The sequence below is a fragment of the Plantactinospora alkalitolerans genome, assembly GCF_015690345.1.
GTDB lineage: Bacteria > Actinomycetota > Actinomycetes > Mycobacteriales > Micromonosporaceae > Plantactinospora > Plantactinospora alkalitolerans.
Genome location: NZ_JADPUN010000106.1, coordinates 1 through 19,633 on the forward strand (window position 1 = coordinate 1; position 19,633 = coordinate 19,633).

Consider the following 19,633-nt stretch of genomic DNA (forward strand, 5'->3'; position numbering starts at 1 on the left):
ACCAGATCCTGGTCATCACCGCCGCCTACACCGGCATGCGCTGGGGCGAACTCGCCGGACTCGCCCGCACCAACACCCACCTCGGCCACGGCCTCATCCGGATCGACCCCGACATCGGTGCGCTCCACGAAGTCCAAGGTCGCCTCTACCTCGGCCCACCCAAAACCGCCGGCTCCGCCCGCGACGTCCACCTACCACCCTTCCTCATCACCCTCCTCCACGAGGTCCTCAACAGCCACGACCACGACCAGGCCTTCTGCGGCGCCCGCGGGGCACTCCTGCGCCGCTCCAGCATGTCCCGACGCGTCTTCGGACCCGCCGTCAACGGCAACCCCGACAAACACACCGGCCCGATCATCGAAGGAATGCACTTCCACGACCTCCGCCACACCCACAAAACCTGGATGATCGAAGACGGTATCCCCGAAATCGCCCAAGCCCGCCGACTCGGCCACCGCCTACCCGGCGTCAGAGGCATCTACAGCCACGTCACACCCGCCATGACCCAAGACATCACCCGAGCACTCCAGGACCGCTGGCAGACCACCCAGCCCATCACCACAAAGCACCGGCACCTACGCGCCGCGTGACCCACCGCCTGCCGCCGTGCAGCAGGAGCGGGAGGCCGGTGTTGATACGACCCGGAATCTGCGGGTCCGCGAGGGCGTGACGAAGTGCTGCTACGGGCGAATTTGAGCCGTCGTCGCAACAGAGGTGATCAAGATGATGCCATGGCGGCGTTGAACACCTCCTCGGGTGTGCCCCAGCCAAGGATCTTGCGAGGCCGATGGTTGAGTCGGTCCTCGACGGCGCGCAGGTCGTCGCCTGTATGAACGGACAGGTCGCTGCCCTTGGGGAAGTACTGGCGCAGCAGCCCGTTTGTGTTTTCGTTGGTCCCGCGCTGCCATGGCTTGCCGGGGTGGGCGAAGAACACGCCGCTGGTGAGCAACGCAGCAACCTGGTCATGTGCGGCCATCTCGGAGCCTTGATCCCATGTCAGAGTGCTCCGTGCGGCTTGCGGCAGGGTGCCGACTGCGGTGACGAGGGCGTCTCCGACGGCTATGGCGGTGCGCTGGGTGGGCATGGCGACGAGCTTGACGTAGCGGCTGGTGCGATCCACCAGGGTGGCGATCGCCGACGCATTGCGGCGGCCGATGATCAGATCGCCTTCCCAATCCCCGATGCGCTGGCGTAGCTCGACGATGGCCGGCCGGTGGTCAATCAATCTGCCGGGCGAGATGAACCGCGGGCTGCGCTCAGTTGGCCGCCGGCGCCGCTTGCGCAGTGGCCGCCCGGTGCGCAACCGCTTGGTCAGCTGCCGACTCAACCCGCCTTTGCCGCCGTGATAAAGCGCCTGGTAGATAGTCTCGTGACAGATGTGCCAGTGCGGCCGGTCGGCGTGTGCTTGGCGCAGCCAGCCGGCGATCTGTTCCGGGCTCCACTCCAGCTCCAACTTCGCCTGCACGACCGCCCGTAGCTCGGCATCGCCCAGCAATCGGCCCGGGCGAGGTCGGCGGGCTCGTTCCCGGGCGCGGCTGTGCGCCAGGTCGCCGTCGTAGGCCACGTCGTGCGGGCGCGTGTTACGGCGTAGTTCCCGGCTGATCGTCGACGGTGACCGGCCAAGTTCGTCGGCGATCGCGCGTACTCCGAGCCCTTCCCGGCGCAAGGTGCCGATCCGTTGGCGTTCCAGCAACGACAGGAATCGGTTGTCGCGGGCGGCTTCGGCCAGCCGAACCGGCGGGACGCCGCCGTGCTCGGCCCGCCACCGATAGCCCGTCTTCCGACCGATGCCCAAAATCCGGCAGGCCTCCACCGTTTCGACTCCCGCCAGGATCATTTCCCAGTAGAGCGTTTCAACGTCCAGCCGCCGCTTACGTCCACGTCTCGCCATCAACACACCCATCATGATTACGGATGTTGCGACGAGCACTGGAACTCGCGGACTCTTGCTGGGTTCAGAATGCCGGAGCGTTGACACGGCCGTAGTTGCGATCCCTCCAGGGGTAATGACCGACTCCTGATGCGGGCCGTGCGGCCGTCCTCGCTGACCTGTTGCGATCCCTCCAGGGGTAATGACCGACTTACGGGCTGCTGGCGGATGACTCGTCGGAGTATCTGTTGCGATCCCTCGGTGATGACCGACTGGCGTGGCTGTACCTGCGGGATCCCCCGGAGCCCGGTTGCGATCCCTCCAGGGGTGATGACCGACGGGTCGTGAGCCTGACTACTGACGTCCTGGACCTACTGTTGCGATCCCTCCAGGGGTGATGACCGACCCCCGTGGGGCAACTTGGAAAGCCGCTACAGCTACCCGTTGCGATCCCTCCAGGGGTGATGACCGACGATGACCAGACAGCCCCCTACGCTCTCTTCCCAGTGTTGCGATCCCTCCAGGGGTGATGACCGACCCGGGTCGATGTCCGCCGACGGCAGCACGACGCTGTGGTGGTTGCGATCCCTCCAGGGGTGATGACCGACGCCTGAATAACCCCGTAGGTACGTGACCTAACAGGTTGCGATCCCTCCAGGGGTGATGACCGACTGGACACCGCCACCCCCACCGACCGGTACTGCGTCTCGTTGCGATCCCTCCAGGGGCGATGACCGACGAGGTTCACCGCGCCGCCATCAGCCAGATGTCCAAGTTGCGATCCCTCCAGGGGTGATGACCGACAAGGACATCCGCGCGGCGGCGATGCTCGGGGTGTAGTTGCGATCCCTCCAGGGGCGATGATCGACAGGGCTAAGGCGGTCAGGTTCGACGAGCTCGAGCAGGGTTGCGATCCCTCCAGGGGTGATGACCGACTTGCGGTCTATCCAGTAGCCGTCCACCACCCGGCGTTGCGATCCCTCCAGGGGTGATGACCGACCTGACTACCGTCAGCCGGGGCTCTATGGGTTCGTGGCTAATGTTGCGATCCCTCCAGGGGTGATGACCGACGCGACGTCGCGCCGTGGGCAGCGTCGGCTAGCTGTTGCGATCCCTCCAGGGGTGATGACCGACTCGCCAAGGGTGTCCAGGTCGCCACTCCGAACAACAAGTTGCGATCCCTCCAGGGGTGATGACCGACGCGAGATCCGTGGGGCGACGCCCTGGCCGGGTGTGAGCGCGTTGCGATCCCTCCAGGGGTGATGACCGACGTCCGCCCTACTTGACCTCTTCGCCCCGGAGGACTGAGGTTGCGATCCCTCCAGGGGTGATGACCGACTTGCTAGGCAAGCGCGTAGGAGAAACGCACTGTGAGTTGCGATCCCTCCAGGGGTGATGACCGACTGCCGCACCCGTCGCCCAGGCACTGCGGTCGATCGCGTTGCGATCCCTCCAGGGGTGATGACCGACGCGACGACCTCACCCGCGCAGGTCCGGGGGCTGCCGGTTGCGATCCCTCCAGGGGTGATGACCGACCTGATCTGGTGGCGTAGACGCACACGGACATCCCCGGAAACGTTGCGATCCCTCCAGGGGTGATGACCGACCGGGCAGCTCCCACCCGTCGCCCTGCATGAGACGTTGTTGCGATCCCTCCAGGGGTGATGACCGACCCGACTACCCGACGATCGCAACCACCCTCGGCTACAGGTTGCGATCCCTCCAGGGGTGATGACCGACTTCTTTCTAGAGTCCGAAGTCGCGCACTGGGCCCCTTGCGATCCCTCCAGGGGTGATGACCGACCCGAACCTTAAGTCGCAGGTCAGCCTTGCTCTCCACGCCTCGGTTTGGCCGAGTTTTGCAGCAGTCCGGCGGTTGTGCATCTTCGCTGGTCAGAGTACCGAATCCGGATGGCCGAGTTCGACGCCGATTGTCTCGACATCAACAAGATGTGCAGAGCCGATTCGGTACAGCCGGACGCTGTCGTAGCCCAGGTCGAGCTGTTGCCGCAACGCCGTTATGAGACTCCGGTGTTGCGCGGCGGACAGCTCACCTTCGAAGACGCTGCGCTGAACCCAGTGGAGATACTGCCGACAAGTCCGCAGCGCCGCAGGATTGCGCTCGACGGCGGTGTCGTAGACCAAGACAACGAACACCGGCTACCACCAGGGCCGAAACGGCTTGTAGGGCATGCCTTCCAGGCACAGCCGCACAAGCTTGAGCGCCTCCAGGTGAAGCAACTCCTCGTACGACACCTTGCGGCGCAATTGACGATGGTGGACGGTGGTCGCCAGCTCCTCCCGGACCATGACCGCAACCTTTTTCCGCCCGGCGGGACTGAGAGAGGCGCTGCCGACGTCGCTGACGAAGTCCGCGGCGGTCAGGGTTCGTTGCGCGGCTGCCCGGCGGAGCAGCGCCACGGCCCAGGCACCACATCGCTGCACGGGATGCGCGGTCACCGCCAGCACCGGCCGGGCCGCGGCGACCGTAGCTATATCACCCATCCGAATCCCTGAATGTTGCCCAACCCCAGGCCCCACTGGCGCAGGGCGTCGATCAGGCGGGAATCGGCGTCGAGCCGGATCTTCGCGGCTGCCCCGATCCGGAATCCGCCGGAGACCTCGTATCGTCGCCGCTGACCGGGGTCTAACACCTCCAGTTCGGCGTCACCGGGCAGGCCGAGCAGGTCGGCCTTGTGCCGGATATTCGCTACCAGGGCGCCGACGTAGCCATCGTCGTCGGGCAACAGGTAGCGGCCTTCCTTGGCCTTGAGCAGTATGGGCGAGCGGGTGTCCAGCACCGCTGGGGCTTCTGCGGCGGCGGGCGGCTCCAGTTGCGTTCCCTTGATCGTCAGGGTGATCGGTCCCCACCGCAGCTCGCGCCGGTTGGCGATGCCGACCAGTAGCGACATGGCCAGCGCGGGGACCGGTGATCCGAACCAGATCCGGCCGTTCGGCGACATCATGTACGCGTTGGGTCGGCGCCGGGCGCCGGTGAAGACCGGCGGCGAGATCCCTACAGGACGCAGGTTGCTCTGCCCCCAGCCCTGGTTGTGTAGGTGTGCAGCCAGCTCGGGTGCCTGCTCGGCGAGCACGCTGTAGACCACGGCGTGCGCTACCCCGTGCACGTATCTCCAGGGAAGTTCCCGGTCCGGCCCGGCAACATCCGCGTAGAACCGCATGTGCTGATCTCCATTCACTACGTATCCACCTGGAGGCAACGACTGGCTGGTGTCACCGACACGGTCGGCGACTGGCAGACCGTGGAACAAGGTCCAAAGTGGAAGCTTTGGTTGCATCCGGGGCGGTCGGGTCGGGTCGGAGGAGGCTGACGCTCAGGACGAGCGGTGGCCCGGTTCGCCCCCTCTATCCGATCCGGGCCGGCTGGAGCTTCGGCCGTACCCCGGGCTGGTCGCCTGCCCGGACCCGGAACGTCGTCCCTGCCTGGGTACGGGTCGAGGCATCTGCGTGCGTCGGGAGCTCGCGGCGCTTCGGCCGGTCCGGTCTGCGGCGTCGGATTCGCCGCCAAGGTAAGGCAGTCGCTGCTCGCCGTCGCGGACGTGCGGCAACGGCCAACCCTCAGCGACTCTGCCGCGCTCGATCCGGTCGTTCGCGACGAACCACTGGTAGCTCTCGGCCTGCGGCTCGGGTGTCTTGCGGGGGTAGTGGACCGGGTCGGTGACCGGCTTGGCAGCGGCGAGGTACGACTCGGTGGCCTCCCGCAGCACGGCATTGCCGCGCGCGGTGGCAGCGAACGTTGCCGCGAGCTTGGTGAGCTTGGCCGGGTCGACGGGATCAGGTCTGGTCAGCCGCAACCAGCCGTCGCGGATCCCGGTGGCGTCCCACAGCCGGGTACGGTCCGCGTCGAGCCGGGCGGCGACGACACCGAACCCGTACGGCTTACCGGCACCGAGTCGCAGCGGAGCGGCGGTGGCGTCGAGGGTGAGCAGCCACAGCAGGGCGCCGAGTTCGGGCTCGGGCACCCCGTCGAGGAACAGGTCGACTCGGAACGTCACCTCGGGCCGTACCCAGCCGCGGTGGCGGGCCAGCTGCGTGGAGTGCTCGTCGTGGTCCTTCAGGGCCAGATACCCCCGGGCCGGGTCGTCCTTGCCTCTGGTTGGCTGCCAGTGGTCAACATCCTCCTCACGCCAGCGGTACATCTTGCGGCCCCGGAGCCCGCCGTCGCCGGGGTAGCCGTCAGCCTTTGCGATCCCCCGTCTCACGGGCATTCCGGTGCTGGGGTCGGGTGTGGCGTAGAAGCGGAACTGGGTGGGTTTGGGGCTGCTCAACGGCGCGAGGGTGACGCCATCGGGCGGGAAGGTCGGCGGGCGCCAGTCGTCGGTCGTGCAAGTGATCGACCGGATTCGCAGGCGGCCGCGGTAGCCCGAGGCGCCGTCGTTGGTCTCGGTTCCGTCGTCGCGCCGGCCGGGCGGCACCCAACCGAAGAGCCGGTCCGCTGGGGAGAGCCGATCTCGGTCATCTGCGGGCCGCAGGCTTTCGTGCAGCGACTCGTCGGGCGCGGCGGCGAACGGCAAGCGGCCGATCATGACCGGATGGACCTGGCTGATTTCCCCGCTCTTGTCGTCGTACTTGACGTAGACGAGCGTGTCGTGCGGCAGCGTGCGCAGCAGCGGGGTGCTGGGTACATGCCACGAACGTTCGATCCCGTTCGCTAGCATAGGGTCGCGACGGTAGGTGGCCTTGGGGTCGTGGTAGCCCTGGGCTAGATCGTAGGCCCGCAGCACGGACTGCCAGTACCGCTCGTGCTCTGCGGTGAGGGGGATGTCGAGTCCCGGGGTTTCCACGAACAACCGCTCGTTGTGTTTACTCGCGATGGAACGCCCCGTTGCCGACAACCAGCCACGGACGATCCGGTGAGGACCGTCGGATCCGGGCGGGCCCGACGTATCCGCTCGGTTGACCGGGGCGCGCTGGTTCTTGAGGAGCTCCTCCTCGGTGCGCGCAAGGTGGGTTGCTTGCCAGGTTCGCGACCTGCCCCTGCCACTGCCCTCCCGCCTCGGAAGGACAACTCGGGCGTAGACCTGGGTGCCGTGGTGTCGGGACAGCGGTTCAGCGGCCAGGTCGCCCAGCCGTTGGACGCGTCGGCTGCCGTATGCGGGGACCAGGGCCGCGTACTGCGCCTGGTTGCTGCTCTGGCAGTGCCGTGCCCAGTCGGCGTCTCCGCGGCAGAGCCGGAAGTAGGCGGTGTCGCCTTCGCGGTGGACCCGGGCCGGGGTGAGGTCGAGCGCGGTGTTGGCGGGTACCCGGTAGGCGAGCCGGTCGTGGTGTTCGACGAAGACCCCGTACCGGCTGGCGGTGATGGTTTCGTACGCGCTGCGCAGCGCGCCCTTGAACGACGCGCCGTGGATGAACGGTCGCCCGTCCGGCCCCACCCGCACGTCGAAGGTCCGGGGTCCATCCTTCGGCTGCTCCGCTGCGGGCACGGGCAGCAACAGCGGGGTGACGGTGGTCAGGGTCAGTGCCAGGGTTCCGCTCCACTGCCCGGTGGTGTGGTAGGCGTGGCTGGGTGGCGGCGCGTCTTCGAGACCAGTGCCGGCTAGGCGGGTGCCGTTCTCGTCGCTGCGGGGCAGGGTCGGCACGAACGTGTACGGGTTGACGAACCCACCTGCCTGGAGCGCCGCGCCCCTGCCAGGGTCAGGCTCGACCTTGGCCAGCGATGCGACACCAACCAGCCGGGCGGTCCGCTTCCCGTTCTCGGCCAGGTTGATGGTCACTTCGACGTCGACGCTGTCGCCGTCGGTCATGGTTGCCACGTGCTCGGCGAGCGCATCGTCCCACTGGGAACGGTCCACTCGCTTCGGTTTGGCGTCCCTGGCCTTGCCGGTGCTGTTGATCGCGCCCTCGAGGATGTCTCCGCGCTTGGTCAACGTCGCCGAGATGACCTTCTCCAGCTTTGTTCGCGGGTCGTTCATGCCGCCGTCCTCTCCCGGCCGGTCGTGCTTCCGGCGGTCCTCACCTGTACTTGCGCCATGGGGATGGCCCGCAGCCCGAGTGTGCGGGTGTCGACGATGTCGAGGTTGCCGTGCTCGTCCTCGGCCAGGTACTCGATGGTCTCGACGGTGAGTGCCGTGCCGGCGACGGACGTCACCGGCAGGTGGACACTGGCGTACCGGGTGCTGCGCAACGTCGTCCAGCCGGCCACCTCGTGCGGAGCCGGGTCGCCTTCGAGTAGCCGGGTCTGGTGGGCGTCGCCGCGTCGCGGCGGCGGGTTGGCGGTGACCGCGTCGCCGAGCGGGAGGCGCGCCGGGTCTTCGCCAACGGCGATCGCCGGGCCTAGTCCGTCGGGCGCGCGTAGCCACCGCAGCTCCCGCTCGCCGTCGAAGAGCACCATCTCGTACGCCTCGCTGAGCACGTCGACGGTGTCGGGCACGGTTTCCGCGGTGCCGTCGGATCGGACCCGAAGCCAGGCGGCGGCCCGTGCGGAAAAGGTGTAGCCGATGACCTGCCGTCCGGGCGCCGTACCGGGAGCGAACCAGGCGACCGCGTCGGCCGCGGTGATCAGATTGGTGGCGCGTACGGCGTGCAATACCGCGCCGTCCTGGTTGGTGGTCACGCCGCTGCCTCCTGGAAGGTGTCCGCCCAGGCGGTCATCGCCTCGATGACCTCCGAGGGCGGGTCGGCAAGGATGGAGTCGAGGGTGTGCCCGGCCAGCGACTGCCACGGCGCGCTCAGCCCGGAGCCGTCGAACGTCACGCCGGTAACGTCGATCTGGCCTCGGCCGCGGGTGCCGCCGTAGCCGAGGCTGAGCCATCCGTCGCGCAGATCTCGCAGGACGAGGAGCAGAAGCGGCAGCGCGAGCGTGGCCGACCCCGGGCCGGATGCGGCGCTGCGGTCTAGCCGGGTGACGTCCACCTCGATGTGGATCGGTTCCCACGTCACGCTGGTGTCCGGGTCCAGGACGCTGAACAGCCGGTGCTCGCCGGCCCCGCCGGTCCACCGGTCGATGGCGACGTGGTCACTGACTCCGAGCGAGAAGCTGTTGGTGATGCCGTCCAGCTTTCCGCGAAGAAGAGTGGATCGAGCCTGATCACGTTTGGAGTTGCGCTCCTCGCGCGCACCCCGTTCGTCCTTACCGGAGGCGTGCGCCGCGTCGGGGCTGACAGCGACGATCTCGCTCCACTGTTCCGCGGTGATCTGACCGACGCTGTGGCAGTCGGTCACGCTCAGGACACCGCGCCACCCCTTGCCGGAATCGGCCGAATCATCGGCGTCACGGCTGATACCGCCTCGGTCGCCGTGGTTGCCGGTCGGCGCGGAGCCGAACAGCACGTCGACGCCGGGCGGTGGATGGCGGAGTACGTCGAGAAAAGCGGCCGGGGCGTCCTGACCCTGCAGGGTGCGCACGATCCGTTCGGCGTACCCGCGGACCGCGCCGCGGATCGACGAGCCTGGCAGCAGCAGCCGGACCATTCCCTCGGCGGTGGTATCGGTCAGGGGCAGCGTGTCGACCACGGTGCCGCTCACCGAGTCGCGGACCAGCAACGGGCCCGCCGGCCGCCAGGCGATGGTGACCCGCAGCCGGCCGTCCGGCAACCGGGTGTTCTCGGTCCGCGGGGCTGACGTGGCCGGTGCCGTCCCGGTCAGCCAGCTGACCAGACCCACCGGGTCAGACAAATCGGCGCGGCGGACGGTGACCTCGCGCAGCTCAACCCGCCCGAAACCCCGGCCACGGCCGGCGCCGATCGGAATCCGACCGTTGGTCAGACCGGCGACCATGGCTTCGACCGCGTCGTCGACCAGCGCCCGCCACCCGCCGGGGTAGTCCGGAACCTTGGCGGCGGTCGGAGTGTCGGCGACCACGCGGAACGCAAACCTCGTCCCGGCCGGCAGAACCTGCCGGGTGTAGAGGAAGTTCGCGGCGGCGCTGGCGGAGACCCGGTCGATGCCGACCCCGTCGCGGACTGCCGTCGGGACGTCGTCGCCGATCAGGTGCGCATCGTCGACACGGATCCAGGATGGCGACCCGTCCCGGCGTTCCGCAACGACGTGGCCGAACAGAGCATTCATCAGGTCACGACCGCAGTTGCCGGTGAACCGGTCGAAACCGGCGAGGTAGGCCCGCAACGCGCCGGCGATCGAGGTGCCGGGCAGGCAGGCCCGACCGGTGCCGTCTCGGGCGATGGTCAGGCTGGCCTCGGCGGTGTGGTCCCAGCCACCGACGTGGACCGGACCGAGACAAGTGAGGATGCCGAGCACCTCGACGCGGTCACCGATGGACTGACCCATCAACGTCGCTCCTTCCCATGCTGAAGCTGCACGCCCGGGGCAGCGTCGCGCCGCTCACTGGGAGTTGCCTGGATGAGGTGGCGCAGTGCGTCGGTGAGCGCCGTGGTCAGCGCTTCGGTGTGCAGCCGTTGCCGTACCGCGTCCTCCCGGCCGGGATGGAGGACCAGGTCGGGCTGATCCCCGGCCAACTTCAGGCAGCGCCAGATGCGGTCCGGGTCGTCGAGCAGGAGCAAAACCAGATCGTTCAGGACGTGCGTGCTCCACGCCTCGTTGCGGGCCGGGACCGCCCTGGTTCCCTCGATCCAGTGGCGGACCATGTCCTGCCCTCCGGGCAGGGTCAGCCGTTCCAATTGGGCGCGCAACGAGCCGAGCTGGGCTCGGTTTCCGGCCAGCCGGTCGATGCCCCGGATCAGGTCGCCGGGCTTCATCTCGGCGCTGGCCCGCCGGATCGCCCGCCGCCAAGCATTGATCTCCAAGGGATGTACTGGCTCGGTAGGACCGTCCGCCAAGTCGGCCGGACCCGTGGCCCTGCCGTCGGATGCTCCGGAGCCCGGGACCGGGGGTCCGTCGGAAAAGTTGACCGAGGGCCGCTCTGCGGCCAACTCCGGCGGGTTGAACCGGATCCGGCCGTATCCCTCGGCGGTTCGTTCGCCAACACCGTCGCGTTCCAGCTCCGCAAGGCGGTCCGGGTCGACCGATCCGGTCACGGCGAGGGTGACGACACTGCCGGCCCGCATGGCGACCTGGCTTGAACGCGGCCGGCCCCAGGCAACCCCGAACCCTTCCCGGCGCGTCGCCGCGCTCACCGTTTCGGCGGCGTCTACCGCGAACGACGCCGGGGTCAGTGCGGCCGACAGGGCTCGGGCCAGGGCCTGCGGCGACGGGTCGGGCGCCAGCCGCTCGTCACGCAGCAGTACGTCGGAGACGCACCACACCCGCAGCACTCCCGTACCCAAATCCGGTGGCGTCGGCGCTGGCGGTGCATCGGCCACACTGACAACCTCAACCAGCCCGAAATCGTCCTTGCGGGACCGGCCGAACCGCAGCCGCTCCCCCCGGTCCAGCCGGAGCAGGACCCCGACCGGCAGCACGACATCGGTGCAGAGCAGTGTGTCCGGTGCGATGCCGAGATAGGTGTAGACGCCGCCGCTGGCCACGGTGGGCCGGCGGGCCTCGTCATCCACCACGGCATGGGTGGACACCGTCATGACCGGCTCGACGTGCCGCCAGCCGGCACCGTTGGACGCGATCCATCCGGACATCGATTTGGCCCGATCGTCGCGTTCCGCGTCGACTGTCAGCATGTTGTACACGGTCTTGCCGCGACCTTTGTCGCTCCGGCGCCACACCGTAGGCACCGGACGGGCCGGGGTCACGGACGTCGGATCGCGCCGGCCGGCGACGGCCGGCACCGCGTCGCCTACGCTGATGTCGCCCAGACCGATCCGGCCGTGGCGTGGCTCGGTGCGGGCGGACGTCGGCGCAGCGCGGGACAGAATCGTGCGCAGCAGCGCCGTACCGGGAATCACGTCGCGGCTGAGTATGACGTTGCCGACCACTTCCTCTGCAGCCACCACCGGGGTGACGACGCGCAGGACGACCCTGACGGTACGCCGCCGGTGCGGGTACAGCCGGTCGTACGAGTGGACCTCGGCCACCCCTGACGGTGCGGGTGGGGGTGGCGGTGGTTTCGGCACACCCGCAAACAGCATTTCCACCAGGCGCGGATCGGTGACGGTTGGATGGACCGCCGTGGTGTCCACCCGGGCGCCGGGAAGCACGACCACGACCCGTCCGCTGCCCCGGTTTCGCTTGCCGCCGACCGCCTCGACCAGACGCGCGCCTGCACGCAGCAGTAATTCCGCAGGCGCTGGAAGCGCCTCGGGGCTGACCGGCGGGGTGTCCGGGGCAAGGCTGCCGACCGAGGAGGGCAGGGCAACGCTGACCTGGGAGTGCAGGCGGGAACCCCGGATTGCCCGCTCCTCGACGCGCAACAGCCGGTCGGTGGCCGTGCCCGTCTCGTCGTCGATTGTCACGCCGGGCCGGAGCACGACGGCCGCTTGGGCGAGTGCCGAAATCCGGTTCCGCGTCTCCGCCTGGGCAGGTGCCGGCCGGCTCCGCACAGCCGCTCGCAACCAGGCGGGGGCCCGGGCCGGGGTCAGCCGCAGAGCCGCCGGCACCGGCGGCAGCCCGGCACGCGCGGTGGGGTCATCGCGATGGGCGGCCTGCGAGCCGAACAGCCAGGTGATCCACGCCTGCCACGCGTCCCCGTGGGCGGTCCGGTCGAAGGTCTCGGCGACCGTCTCGCAGGCGTCGCGCCACACGCCGACGAGTGTCTTGGCCGGTACGAACGGCAGGTCGTCGGCGTCGCGACGGACCTCGGCGTCGATGGTGCCCAGCCGCCCGTGGCCGGTGCCGATGTGCCAATCGCTGAGGAAGTCCAACGTGATCTCGAATGTCGCGGGAAGGCTCATCAGGCACCACCGTCGTGGGTCGGTCCAGCATCCGCAGTAGACAGAACGGGAGATTCCAGGCGCAGGCCGCGCAGGTGCAGCGCGTCGAACAGACGCAGAAACGGGCCGGGCGAGTCGGAGGTGTCCTCCCGTTCCTCGGGCGGTTTCCCAGAGCCGCCGGGCGTGTCCTCGGTCGGGTTGTCCGTGGCGGACTGGACGTCCAGCAGTTCGCGGGCCCGGTCGGGGTTGGTGGCGCGGCCTACGAGCAGCTTCAGCTGATGCTGGTACTCGGGCAGGCTACGGTCGGCGGCCTCGCGCAGGGCGTGCGCCTGCGCCGCTGACAGCCATCCCTCGGGGCCGAGCCAGCGATTGACCTCGTCGAGCAGCTCGACGCTGCGATGACGCAGCTCACCAGGCAGCTGCTGGGCGCGGCCGAGCAGGTACGGACCTGCGTGGCGGGCGACAGACCGGCCGTCGTCCAGGTGGATGTACTCGCGTAGCTGGGCAAGATCCCGCAGCGTCGACGTGTGTGCCACATGGATGTCGAAGCCGGCCAGGGCGCGGCCGCCGGGTTTGAACCGCTTTGCCGAGACGGTGAGCGCCTCGGCCAGGCGGTACGCGGTGGCGAACGGGTGATGCGGCTTCATCACGGCGACCCCGGCGGAGGCGCTGAGCCCGGCGTAACCGGTTGCTTCCTTGGCGACCGCCGACAGCATCGGCTGAGTGGCGGTGCGGTGGGCGAACGCGTCGGCGAAGGACCGCACGAACGGTACGGCCAGCGCGGCGTCGCAGGCCACCGTCACGTCGTCCCCGCCGACGACGATCGGCAGCAGCCGCCCACGGAGGTCGTCGTCGGGCTTGTCGTCGAGCAGTGCGGCAATCGCATCCCGTACGGCGTCCCAGGTGGCCGTGTCCAGCTCCGCCGCCACCCTCTGCTGATACCGGGCGTGGGTTGTCAGCGATACCTGCGCAACCCCTTCAACCCGGGCCACATGCTCGACAAACCTGCGGAAAAGCTGGCCGACGCCGTTACCGTCGGCGTGCACGACCGCCACCCATCCGCTGTGCCGCAGCACATCCAAATGCTCGGGTACGACGGCGGCCAGGCGACCACCGAGCCGCTCAGAAAGCCGGTCCCGGGCCCGGGACCGGGCCCGGGACCGGGCCAGCATCCCGGCCGAGGCCGGCACGCGCTCCTCACCGCCGTACCTCTCCTCGCAGGCGGCCGGTTGGCCGCTGTCCCGGCACAGCCGGTGCCAGGGGAAGACCCGGTCTCGGACCAACAGGTCCGGCCGGGCGGCCCGCACCTTGGCATGCAGCTGGTATGTGTCGGCGCGGGCCGGCTCGTGGGCGCTATCGTCCGCCGCGTCGAAGGCCGGGCCGACCACCCCGGTCACCCGCAGCCCCGGTGCCTCCGCCAGCGCCCGCTCGGTAACCGCCCGGATCACCGCCCTGCCCGCGTCGGCCGAGTCCACCAGCAGCAGCGCCTTGCCCGATGCGGTCATCACGATCTCGACGGCGGACAGCCCGAGCCGTTCGACCGCCGTCGGTACCCACTCGGTGCCAACGTCGTGCACCAGTTGGGAGGCGCCGACGACGTGCCGCAGCCGGTTGCTGCCGAAGATGTACCGCTGGTTGCTGCCCGTCTCAATCAGTACCCAGTGCCGGTTGGCAGCGGGTTCGCGGATCTGGGATTCCCTGTTCATCTCTGGGTCTCGCCATTCGTCGCAGGGAGGGACTGGGTCGTGCCGGCCGGGTTACCCAGCTCGGACGGGGGCGCGGCGGCGATGTCGGCCAGATGGGTGCGCCAGTCGCGCAACCCGCCGCGCGGTGTCGCGTCGGTTCGGCATCTGCCGGGTTCGTTGTCGGAGCCACCTTGCTGCGTTCCGTCGGGTTCGTCTGCCGGGGTACGGGGCCGGATGTCGCCGGGCCCCTCAGCGCCGATCACGGCGTCGAGCAGGGCTGCCGCGACGACGGCGTCCTCCGCTTCGACGATCACCCCATGGGACGCGGCCACGCAGAGGGCCCGCGCCACCACCCGGGCGGTACGCGGGAGTGCCGCCTGCGGACCCGTGGACCGCAGCAGCCCGCGGGTAGTGGGATCGGCCAGTACCGCGTGGACGTGCCGGACGGCCCTCTCCAGCGCTCGGACCCGTGCCCCGTGTTCCCGCTCCGGGGTTGCCAGGGCCAGGTCAGTGGCGATCTCGGCGGCCAGCTCGTAACCGGCCCGCGCTGCCTCGGACTTAGCCGCGAAGCCAGCAGGCTCGCCCCGGGTCACCTCCGCGCGTATCGCGGCGACCCGCTCCTGTATCACCAGGGCGCGGCGCAGGTCGGCCCGCCGCCCCCCATCGGCCAGCCAGGCGGCGTAGTGCTGCAGGTGGAACACCTGCGCGTCGCTGAGGGAGTCGACCAGCGTCGCGAGATCGGCCCCGGGGTCCAAGCCGCGTGCTTCCAGGATCGCCGACCACCAGGCCCGTACCGTCGCCGGAGCCGGCCCTTCGCCGGCCCGGTACGTCGACGCGGACGTGTCCGCAAGGTCAGCGCTCGACAACGGGCCGGCGACGGCGTCACGCAGGGCGACAACACCGATCTCCAGCAGGTAGGCAGCCGCACCGGGGTCCAGCCGCCCAGACCGCCAGGTTCCCATCACGCGCTGCTGCGACGCGGTCAGCCGGCGGACCGCCGCCACCCGTCCGGCATCACCGCTGCCGGACGCCGCCCCGGCGTCCGCTGTGTGGCCACGACCGCGCGACGCATCCCACACATCCAGGTACGCGGCGTACGCCCGTAGCTGCAGGGACACCGGATCGTCGGCGTCGAGGATTTCGGCGCACCGGTGGACAGCGGCGGCGACCAATTCCTTAGTCTGTGTCCGCAGCTGCGGCCAGTCCCGCAACAGCTCGTCGCGGTACCGGACGTAGTTGGCCGTCACGTGCGCCATCAGCAGGTGGGCACGGCGTTGCAGCAGTGGGGCGGCGGCCAGCGCGTCACCAGCGGGTAGCACCGGCAGAACCGGCGGCGACGCACGGTCGCCCACCGACGTACCACCGAGTGACGCCGCCACGAACGGCGCCACCACCGCACCCACCCGGACCATCGCGTGGACCCGTCGTGACCCTTCGACGTCCTCGGTCAACCACACCAGCCCTCGACCGGGTCGCCCTACGCCGAGAAGTCGCTGGCACCACGCCGACGCCATGTCATCGAGCGCGTCGGCGGTCACCAGTCCTGGGCCGGCGGCCGGGTGGTCGGCCAACCCGAGCGCCGGCAGAGTCGAGTCGATGAGGTCGAAGGACGTGGGCCGCCACCGGGCCCCGGACCCGTCCGGGTCAGCGTCGCCATCCGTCACGCTGGTTCGGGGGTGAATCTCGGACGGGGCATCGACCCCGGTCACCCTGGCCCGGTCGACCTGCGCCCCCCACCGTGCCGACAGTGACCGCTGCACCTGGCGGGCCTGGACGGCCGCGATCACCAGTGCCGGCTGCGCCCGGTAGACCTCCAGAACCAGTCCCGCCCACACAGCCAGCCGAACTTCCGCGTCGGAGTCCACGCCGGCGAGGTGCCGGCACGCGGCCGCCACAGCATCCGTCGCGTCTCCCAGTAACCGGTTGGCGGCGGCGAGAACTGCTGCGGCCTTGGTGTCCGGACCGTACCGGTTCAACGTCGCGTTGCTGAGCGCGCCGGGCAGACTGCCGTGCTGCGCGGACCATACCGACCGACCCGACCAAGCCCACCCCGGCTGCTCACCGTCGACGGAGTGGCGCGGCGGGTCGGCCTCCAGCCTGGACCGCTCGGCGCGATCCGGGCTCGGTGCGCCGCGGCCGATCTCCGCAAGGGAGAGCGCGGTGTAGTCGCACACCCAGGAACGGTGGTACGGCGGAACGTCGCCGCCCAGCCCGAACAGCGGGGCCACCTTCCGGGCCACCCGGACGTCCACCACATCGGCGCGGCGGGCCTCAGCTGCCGGGATACGGGCGGGAAAGACATGCATGGACGAGGAGACTATCGGATAGACATAAGTAGTTCAACAACAAAAGTATCTTAAAAATTGAGCGCGTCGCCGCCCCGACCGGCAGGACGGCCGGCGACTCTCAACTAGCGGACAGGATGCCCAGCCCAGCCGCTCTCATCGGTCGCCGGCAACCGCCGGTCGGGCGAGTGACCGACATCCGACCACCACACCCCGGTCATCGCGCACCGTGTCGTGTGGATAGACAAGATCGTCGCGGTCGGGCAACGCCTCCGCCACCGGCCGGGCGACGATGACCAGAACCCCCGGCCTGCGATCCGGGACACCCGTGACCTCGGATGAGGCTGCGGTCCGCTTCAACGGCACCACGAGCGGCCCGATCCGCACCACCCCGTCAATTTGATCCGGTCGCAGCACCACCCGAGCCGGTGGTCCAACCGGAATCAACTCCACGGTCGCCCCGTCGCCCACCAGTCGCACCACGTGCGGGGTCAGGTTGACCACCTCGGATGCGTTGTCTCCGTCCGCCGGCCGCATTCCGTCAGCGTAGACAGCACTACGACCGCAGGGGTGACAAGAGGTAGTCGGACTGGTACACATGGCGGCCATGCGTCTGTTGGTACATGTCGCCGGAGAAGCCGACCTCCTCCTCGAGTCGCGAAACCGATCCGAAGAAGTCGGAGCCGAACGGGTCGCGAAGCGCTGCCGCGACCTCGCCGCCGCCCTCGCCGGCCCCGACGGCCCCGCCACCGCCCGTCAGATGCTCACCAGAGACGCATGGCAGGACGAGCCGCTCAGTACACCCGCACCCAGTCCACTACTCGGAGCGCTGGATGCTCTTGACGCCACGCCGGACCTGACTGTGGTGGTACTCGGTACCAGCCAGAACCCACCACGTCCCCTGGACACGCTGCCGATCGCCCAGACCCTCGCCGACGTCCTCGACGCGATCGCGGCCAACGACGGAACCTTCCCGGCTCGGAAGGCCACCGTACTGGCCGTTCCCAAACTGACCGAGACGTCGATCGTCGACATGCTCACCAGTCACCTCGGCGAGGCGCCGCCATACCGGCAGGCGGTGGTCACCTGGGGCTCCGGGTCCACGGCGCTGACCATGGGCGTACTCACCGCACTGTCCCACGCTGGACTGCAGTGGCAACTCGTCCTCACCAGCGAATCAGCCACGTACCGGGTCGTTGACCCGCTGGAACAGCTCAACGTCGATCCGGTCGTCGGCGTCTTCGTTCGATGGCGCATGTTCGCGGCCCTAGACGACCTCGCCGGCAAGACCCCGCCCGCAGTCCAACTTACCGAGACCCAGCGCGACCTGGTGCGACAAGCCGCGAAACGGCACGCCGACGGCTTCGCGGCCCACGACTGCGCGTCGCTACGCGCCGTGCTCGCCGACGCTGTCGTACGTCGCGACGGCAGCGCCAGCCTCGCCGTACGCCGCTACATCACCCGACGGTACGAGGAACTACTCGCCAACGACAAAGTTGATCACCCCTGGGCCGCAGACCTGCTCCTCAAGTACGAAAGACCCAAGGGTGGCCCCCCGCTCGGGGCAAAGCTGCGCATGATCGGACATACGAACCACGACGACCCAATGGTGTGTGCCTCAACCGACCTGCCGTCCTACAAATGGCTGTACTCCCCCGAAGCCAACTCGCTGCAGAACATCGGCAAGGGCAGTCACAACCTCCGTCCCCCCGCGCCCTGTGACGCAAGAATCGTCGGCAACTACCTGTCCCGATACACCACGGACGAGGCCGGCTGGCGCGATGCCGGACTACCCGAGCCGCCGGTCATACCGGCCGACACCATCCTGGCAGTCTGGCTCGCCGGAACTCAGATCGACCCCCGGGTCGGCAGCGTCGGACAACAACTGAGCGATGGCATACCGACGGTGGTCTTGGACCACCTCGGTGTGGAGGAAACCCGAATTCGAGCGGTCATCTTCGGAGTTGACGACGGACAGGGCAGCCGTGACCACGCCGACGCGGACGCCGAACTGATCGCCAATGCCACCTACGGGTTTACAGGCGAACCCAGAGGACAAGCATGGGTCGAGCCGATCGAGTTGTCCAAGATCGACCCGGTGGCTGTCGAGCGGGCCATCGAGAGCCGGCTCACACGTGAGACAGGTGCGCTGTTACTCATCCCCACCGGCCCCAAGCCGATCGTCCTCACCCTGCTTCACGCCGTACGCCACATCGGCGCCCGGCACGGAATCCCCCTGTTCGTCCGCCAGACAGCAGACCCAGAAACACAGGGCACCTACCCAGTGCATCTATGGCCGGCACTCACCGGTGGCGATCTCCCGCTACTCAACGCGGCCAAGAAAGCCCTGCATACCCTAGAACTGGACGTCGCCTGGCGGCTGCTGGCCGCCTCCGCCATCCATCCCGAGATCACCAACAACGTCCGCCGACTGGCCGACACCTTCGCCAGCCGTACACCGCTGCAGGATACGGCGTCGACATCAGCCTCCGACCGCACTAGCAGGACGATGGACCTGATCGCCGCGCGCCTGGAACTGGTAAGCGCCGCACTCGCTCACGCCACGACACCCGCCAGCCAGATCCACCTGCTGGTCCTCGCGGCGGATGCGATGGAGGCATCGGTCGCCGCCGGACCGGAACGCCAACAACCGGGAGAGAGGAACCAGAGCCGACCGGGAGAAAAATACAGACACTTCCGGGACGGGTTGCGCAAGGACGCACAGCGCCACGACAAGCCCGAGGCGGTACCCGCGCGAATCCTCCTGCTACTCAACGAAGCCCGCGACCGAGCCCCAATCACGCATGGAACCAGGCCCAACCCCGATGACGTGGTGGCCGACGCAGCGGACCACCTTGCCGCTAGGTGGCAGTTGACCCCGCTCGACGCCGACATGTTACCGCGCAACGTGTCCACATTGCTGCATAGCGCAGTCGTCTCGGCCGCCGATCGCGGCCTCGGACGGCCGAACCAACCAGACAGCCTGCTTCGGCTCCACCGAGAGGTAATCATGGATATCAATCAAGCCACTAACCAGCGAGAACCAACGAGAGATACCTGGGCATCCGAGCGGCGATAGCGCAGGTAGCGCGA

At 68.9% G+C, this 19,633-nt stretch carries 13 protein-coding genes and 1 CRISPR repeat array; of the genes, 2 read left to right on the top strand and 11 right to left on the bottom strand.

What is annotated here, in order from left to right:
* The coding region (locus I0C86_RS09135) for a tyrosine-type recombinase/integrase (protein WP_196200783.1) at positions 1–590 on the top strand (590 nt) is incomplete at its 5' end.
* Positions 591–718: 128 nt separating this feature from the next.
* On the opposite strand, the gene I0C86_RS09140 is transcribed toward I0C86_RS09135, so the two are convergent.
* From I0C86_RS09140 to I0C86_RS09190, 11 genes are all read right to left on the bottom strand, one after another.
* The gene (locus tag I0C86_RS09140) at positions 719–1,906 is read right to left on the bottom strand and encodes an IS30 family transposase (RefSeq protein ID WP_230393842.1); all 1,188 of its coding nucleotides are present in this window, start codon (positions 1,904–1,906) and stop codon (positions 719–721) included.
* A gap of 273 nt (positions 1,907–2,179) precedes the next feature.
* Positions 2,180–3,674: a CRISPR direct-repeat array (repeat unit 30 nt; unit sequence GTTGCGATCCCTCCAGGGGTGATGACCGAC).
* An 89-nt stretch (positions 3,675–3,763) separates the two neighbouring features.
* Positions 3,764–4,015, bottom strand: coding sequence for a CRISPR-associated endonuclease Cas2 (gene cas2 / locus I0C86_RS09145; protein ID WP_230393843.1), 252 nt, complete (start codon positions 4,013–4,015; stop codon positions 3,764–3,766).
* A gap of 15 nt (positions 4,016–4,030) precedes the next feature.
* Complete coding sequence (locus I0C86_RS09150; RefSeq protein WP_230393844.1) at positions 4,031–4,375, bottom strand: CRISPR-associated endonuclease Cas1; 345 nt, start codon at positions 4,373–4,375, stop codon at positions 4,031–4,033.
* Positions 4,363–5,052: a CRISPR-associated endoribonuclease Cas6 gene (gene cas6, locus I0C86_RS09155; protein WP_196200785.1), complete on the bottom strand. Its 690-nt coding sequence runs from the start codon at positions 5,050–5,052 to the stop codon at positions 4,363–4,365. The genes I0C86_RS09150 and cas6 overlap by 13 nt, the downstream gene beginning before the upstream one ends.
* A 153-nt stretch (positions 5,053–5,205) precedes the next feature.
* Positions 5,206–7,803: a TIGR03986 family type III CRISPR-associated RAMP protein gene (locus tag I0C86_RS09160; protein ID WP_196200786.1), complete on the bottom strand. Its 2,598-nt coding sequence runs from the start codon at positions 7,801–7,803 to the stop codon at positions 5,206–5,208.
* On the bottom strand, positions 7,800–8,444 hold the full coding sequence (gene csx19 / locus I0C86_RS09165) for a type III-D CRISPR-associated protein Csx19 (RefSeq protein WP_196200787.1): 645 nt from the start codon (positions 8,442–8,444) through the stop codon (positions 7,800–7,802). Before csx19 ends, I0C86_RS09160 begins: the two co-directional genes overlap by 4 nt.
* Positions 8,441–10,117, bottom strand: a complete 1,677-nt coding sequence (locus tag I0C86_RS09170) for an RAMP superfamily CRISPR-associated protein (RefSeq protein WP_196200788.1) — start codon at positions 10,115–10,117, stop codon at positions 8,441–8,443. The genes csx19 and I0C86_RS09170 overlap by 4 nt, the downstream gene beginning before the upstream one ends.
* Positions 10,117–12,591: an RAMP superfamily CRISPR-associated protein gene (locus I0C86_RS09175; RefSeq protein ID WP_196200789.1), complete on the bottom strand. Its 2,475-nt coding sequence runs from the start codon at positions 12,589–12,591 to the stop codon at positions 10,117–10,119. The genes I0C86_RS09170 and I0C86_RS09175 overlap by 1 nt, the downstream gene beginning before the upstream one ends.
* The gene (locus I0C86_RS09180; protein ID WP_196200790.1) at positions 12,591–14,276 is read right to left on the bottom strand and encodes a Cas10/Cmr2 second palm domain-containing protein; all 1,686 of its coding nucleotides are present in this window, start codon (positions 14,274–14,276) and stop codon (positions 12,591–12,593) included. Before I0C86_RS09180 ends, I0C86_RS09175 begins: the two co-directional genes overlap by 1 nt.
* Positions 14,273–16,561 (bottom strand): hypothetical protein, encoded by a 2,289-nt coding sequence (locus I0C86_RS09185; protein WP_230393845.1) that lies wholly within the window; start codon positions 16,559–16,561, stop codon positions 14,273–14,275. The genes I0C86_RS09180 and I0C86_RS09185 overlap by 4 nt, the downstream gene beginning before the upstream one ends.
* 135 nt (positions 16,562–16,696) lie before the next feature.
* A complete protein-coding gene (locus tag I0C86_RS09190; RefSeq protein ID WP_196200791.1) occupies positions 16,697–17,077 on the bottom strand; it encodes a hypothetical protein in 381 nt (126 codons plus the stop codon).
* Between the two features lie 70 nt (positions 17,078–17,147).
* On the opposite strand from I0C86_RS09190, the gene I0C86_RS09195 reads away from it, so the two are divergent.
* A complete protein-coding gene (locus I0C86_RS09195; RefSeq protein WP_196200792.1) occupies positions 17,148–19,619 on the top strand; it encodes a hypothetical protein in 2,472 nt (823 codons plus the stop codon).
* The last annotated feature ends 14 nt before the right edge of the window (positions 19,620–19,633 follow it).

Excerpts from the sequence above, each read along its gene's own strand:
- I0C86_RS09140 (WP_230393842.1), bottom strand. The coding sequence starts at position 1,906 with ATGATGGGTGTGTTGATGGCGAGACGTGGACGTAAGCGGCGGCTGGAC.
- I0C86_RS09150 (WP_230393844.1), bottom strand. The coding sequence starts at position 4,375 with ATGGGTGATATAGCTACGGTCGCCGCGGCCCGGCCGGTGCTGGCGGTG.
- cas6 (WP_196200785.1), bottom strand. The coding sequence starts at position 5,052 with ATGCGGTTCTACGCGGATGTTGCCGGGCCGGACCGGGAACTTCCCTGG.
- I0C86_RS09160 (WP_196200786.1), bottom strand. The coding sequence starts at position 7,803 with ATGAACGACCCGCGAACAAAGCTGGAGAAGGTCATCTCGGCGACGTTG.
- I0C86_RS09170 (WP_196200788.1), bottom strand. The coding sequence starts at position 10,117 with ATGGGTCAGTCCATCGGTGACCGCGTCGAGGTGCTCGGCATCCTCACT.
- I0C86_RS09175 (WP_196200789.1), bottom strand. The coding sequence starts at position 12,591 with ATGAGCCTTCCCGCGACATTCGAGATCACGTTGGACTTCCTCAGCGAT.
- I0C86_RS09180 (WP_196200790.1), bottom strand. The coding sequence starts at position 14,276 with ATGAACAGGGAATCCCAGATCCGCGAACCCGCTGCCAACCGGCACTGG.
- I0C86_RS09185 (WP_230393845.1), bottom strand. The coding sequence starts at position 16,561 with ATGCATGTCTTTCCCGCCCGTATCCCGGCAGCTGAGGCCCGCCGCGCC.
- I0C86_RS09190 (WP_196200791.1), bottom strand. The coding sequence starts at position 17,077 with ATGCGGCCGGCGGACGGAGACAACGCATCCGAGGTGGTCAACCTGACC.
- I0C86_RS09195 (WP_196200792.1), top strand. The coding sequence starts at position 17,148 with ATGCGTCTGTTGGTACATGTCGCCGGAGAAGCCGACCTCCTCCTCGAG.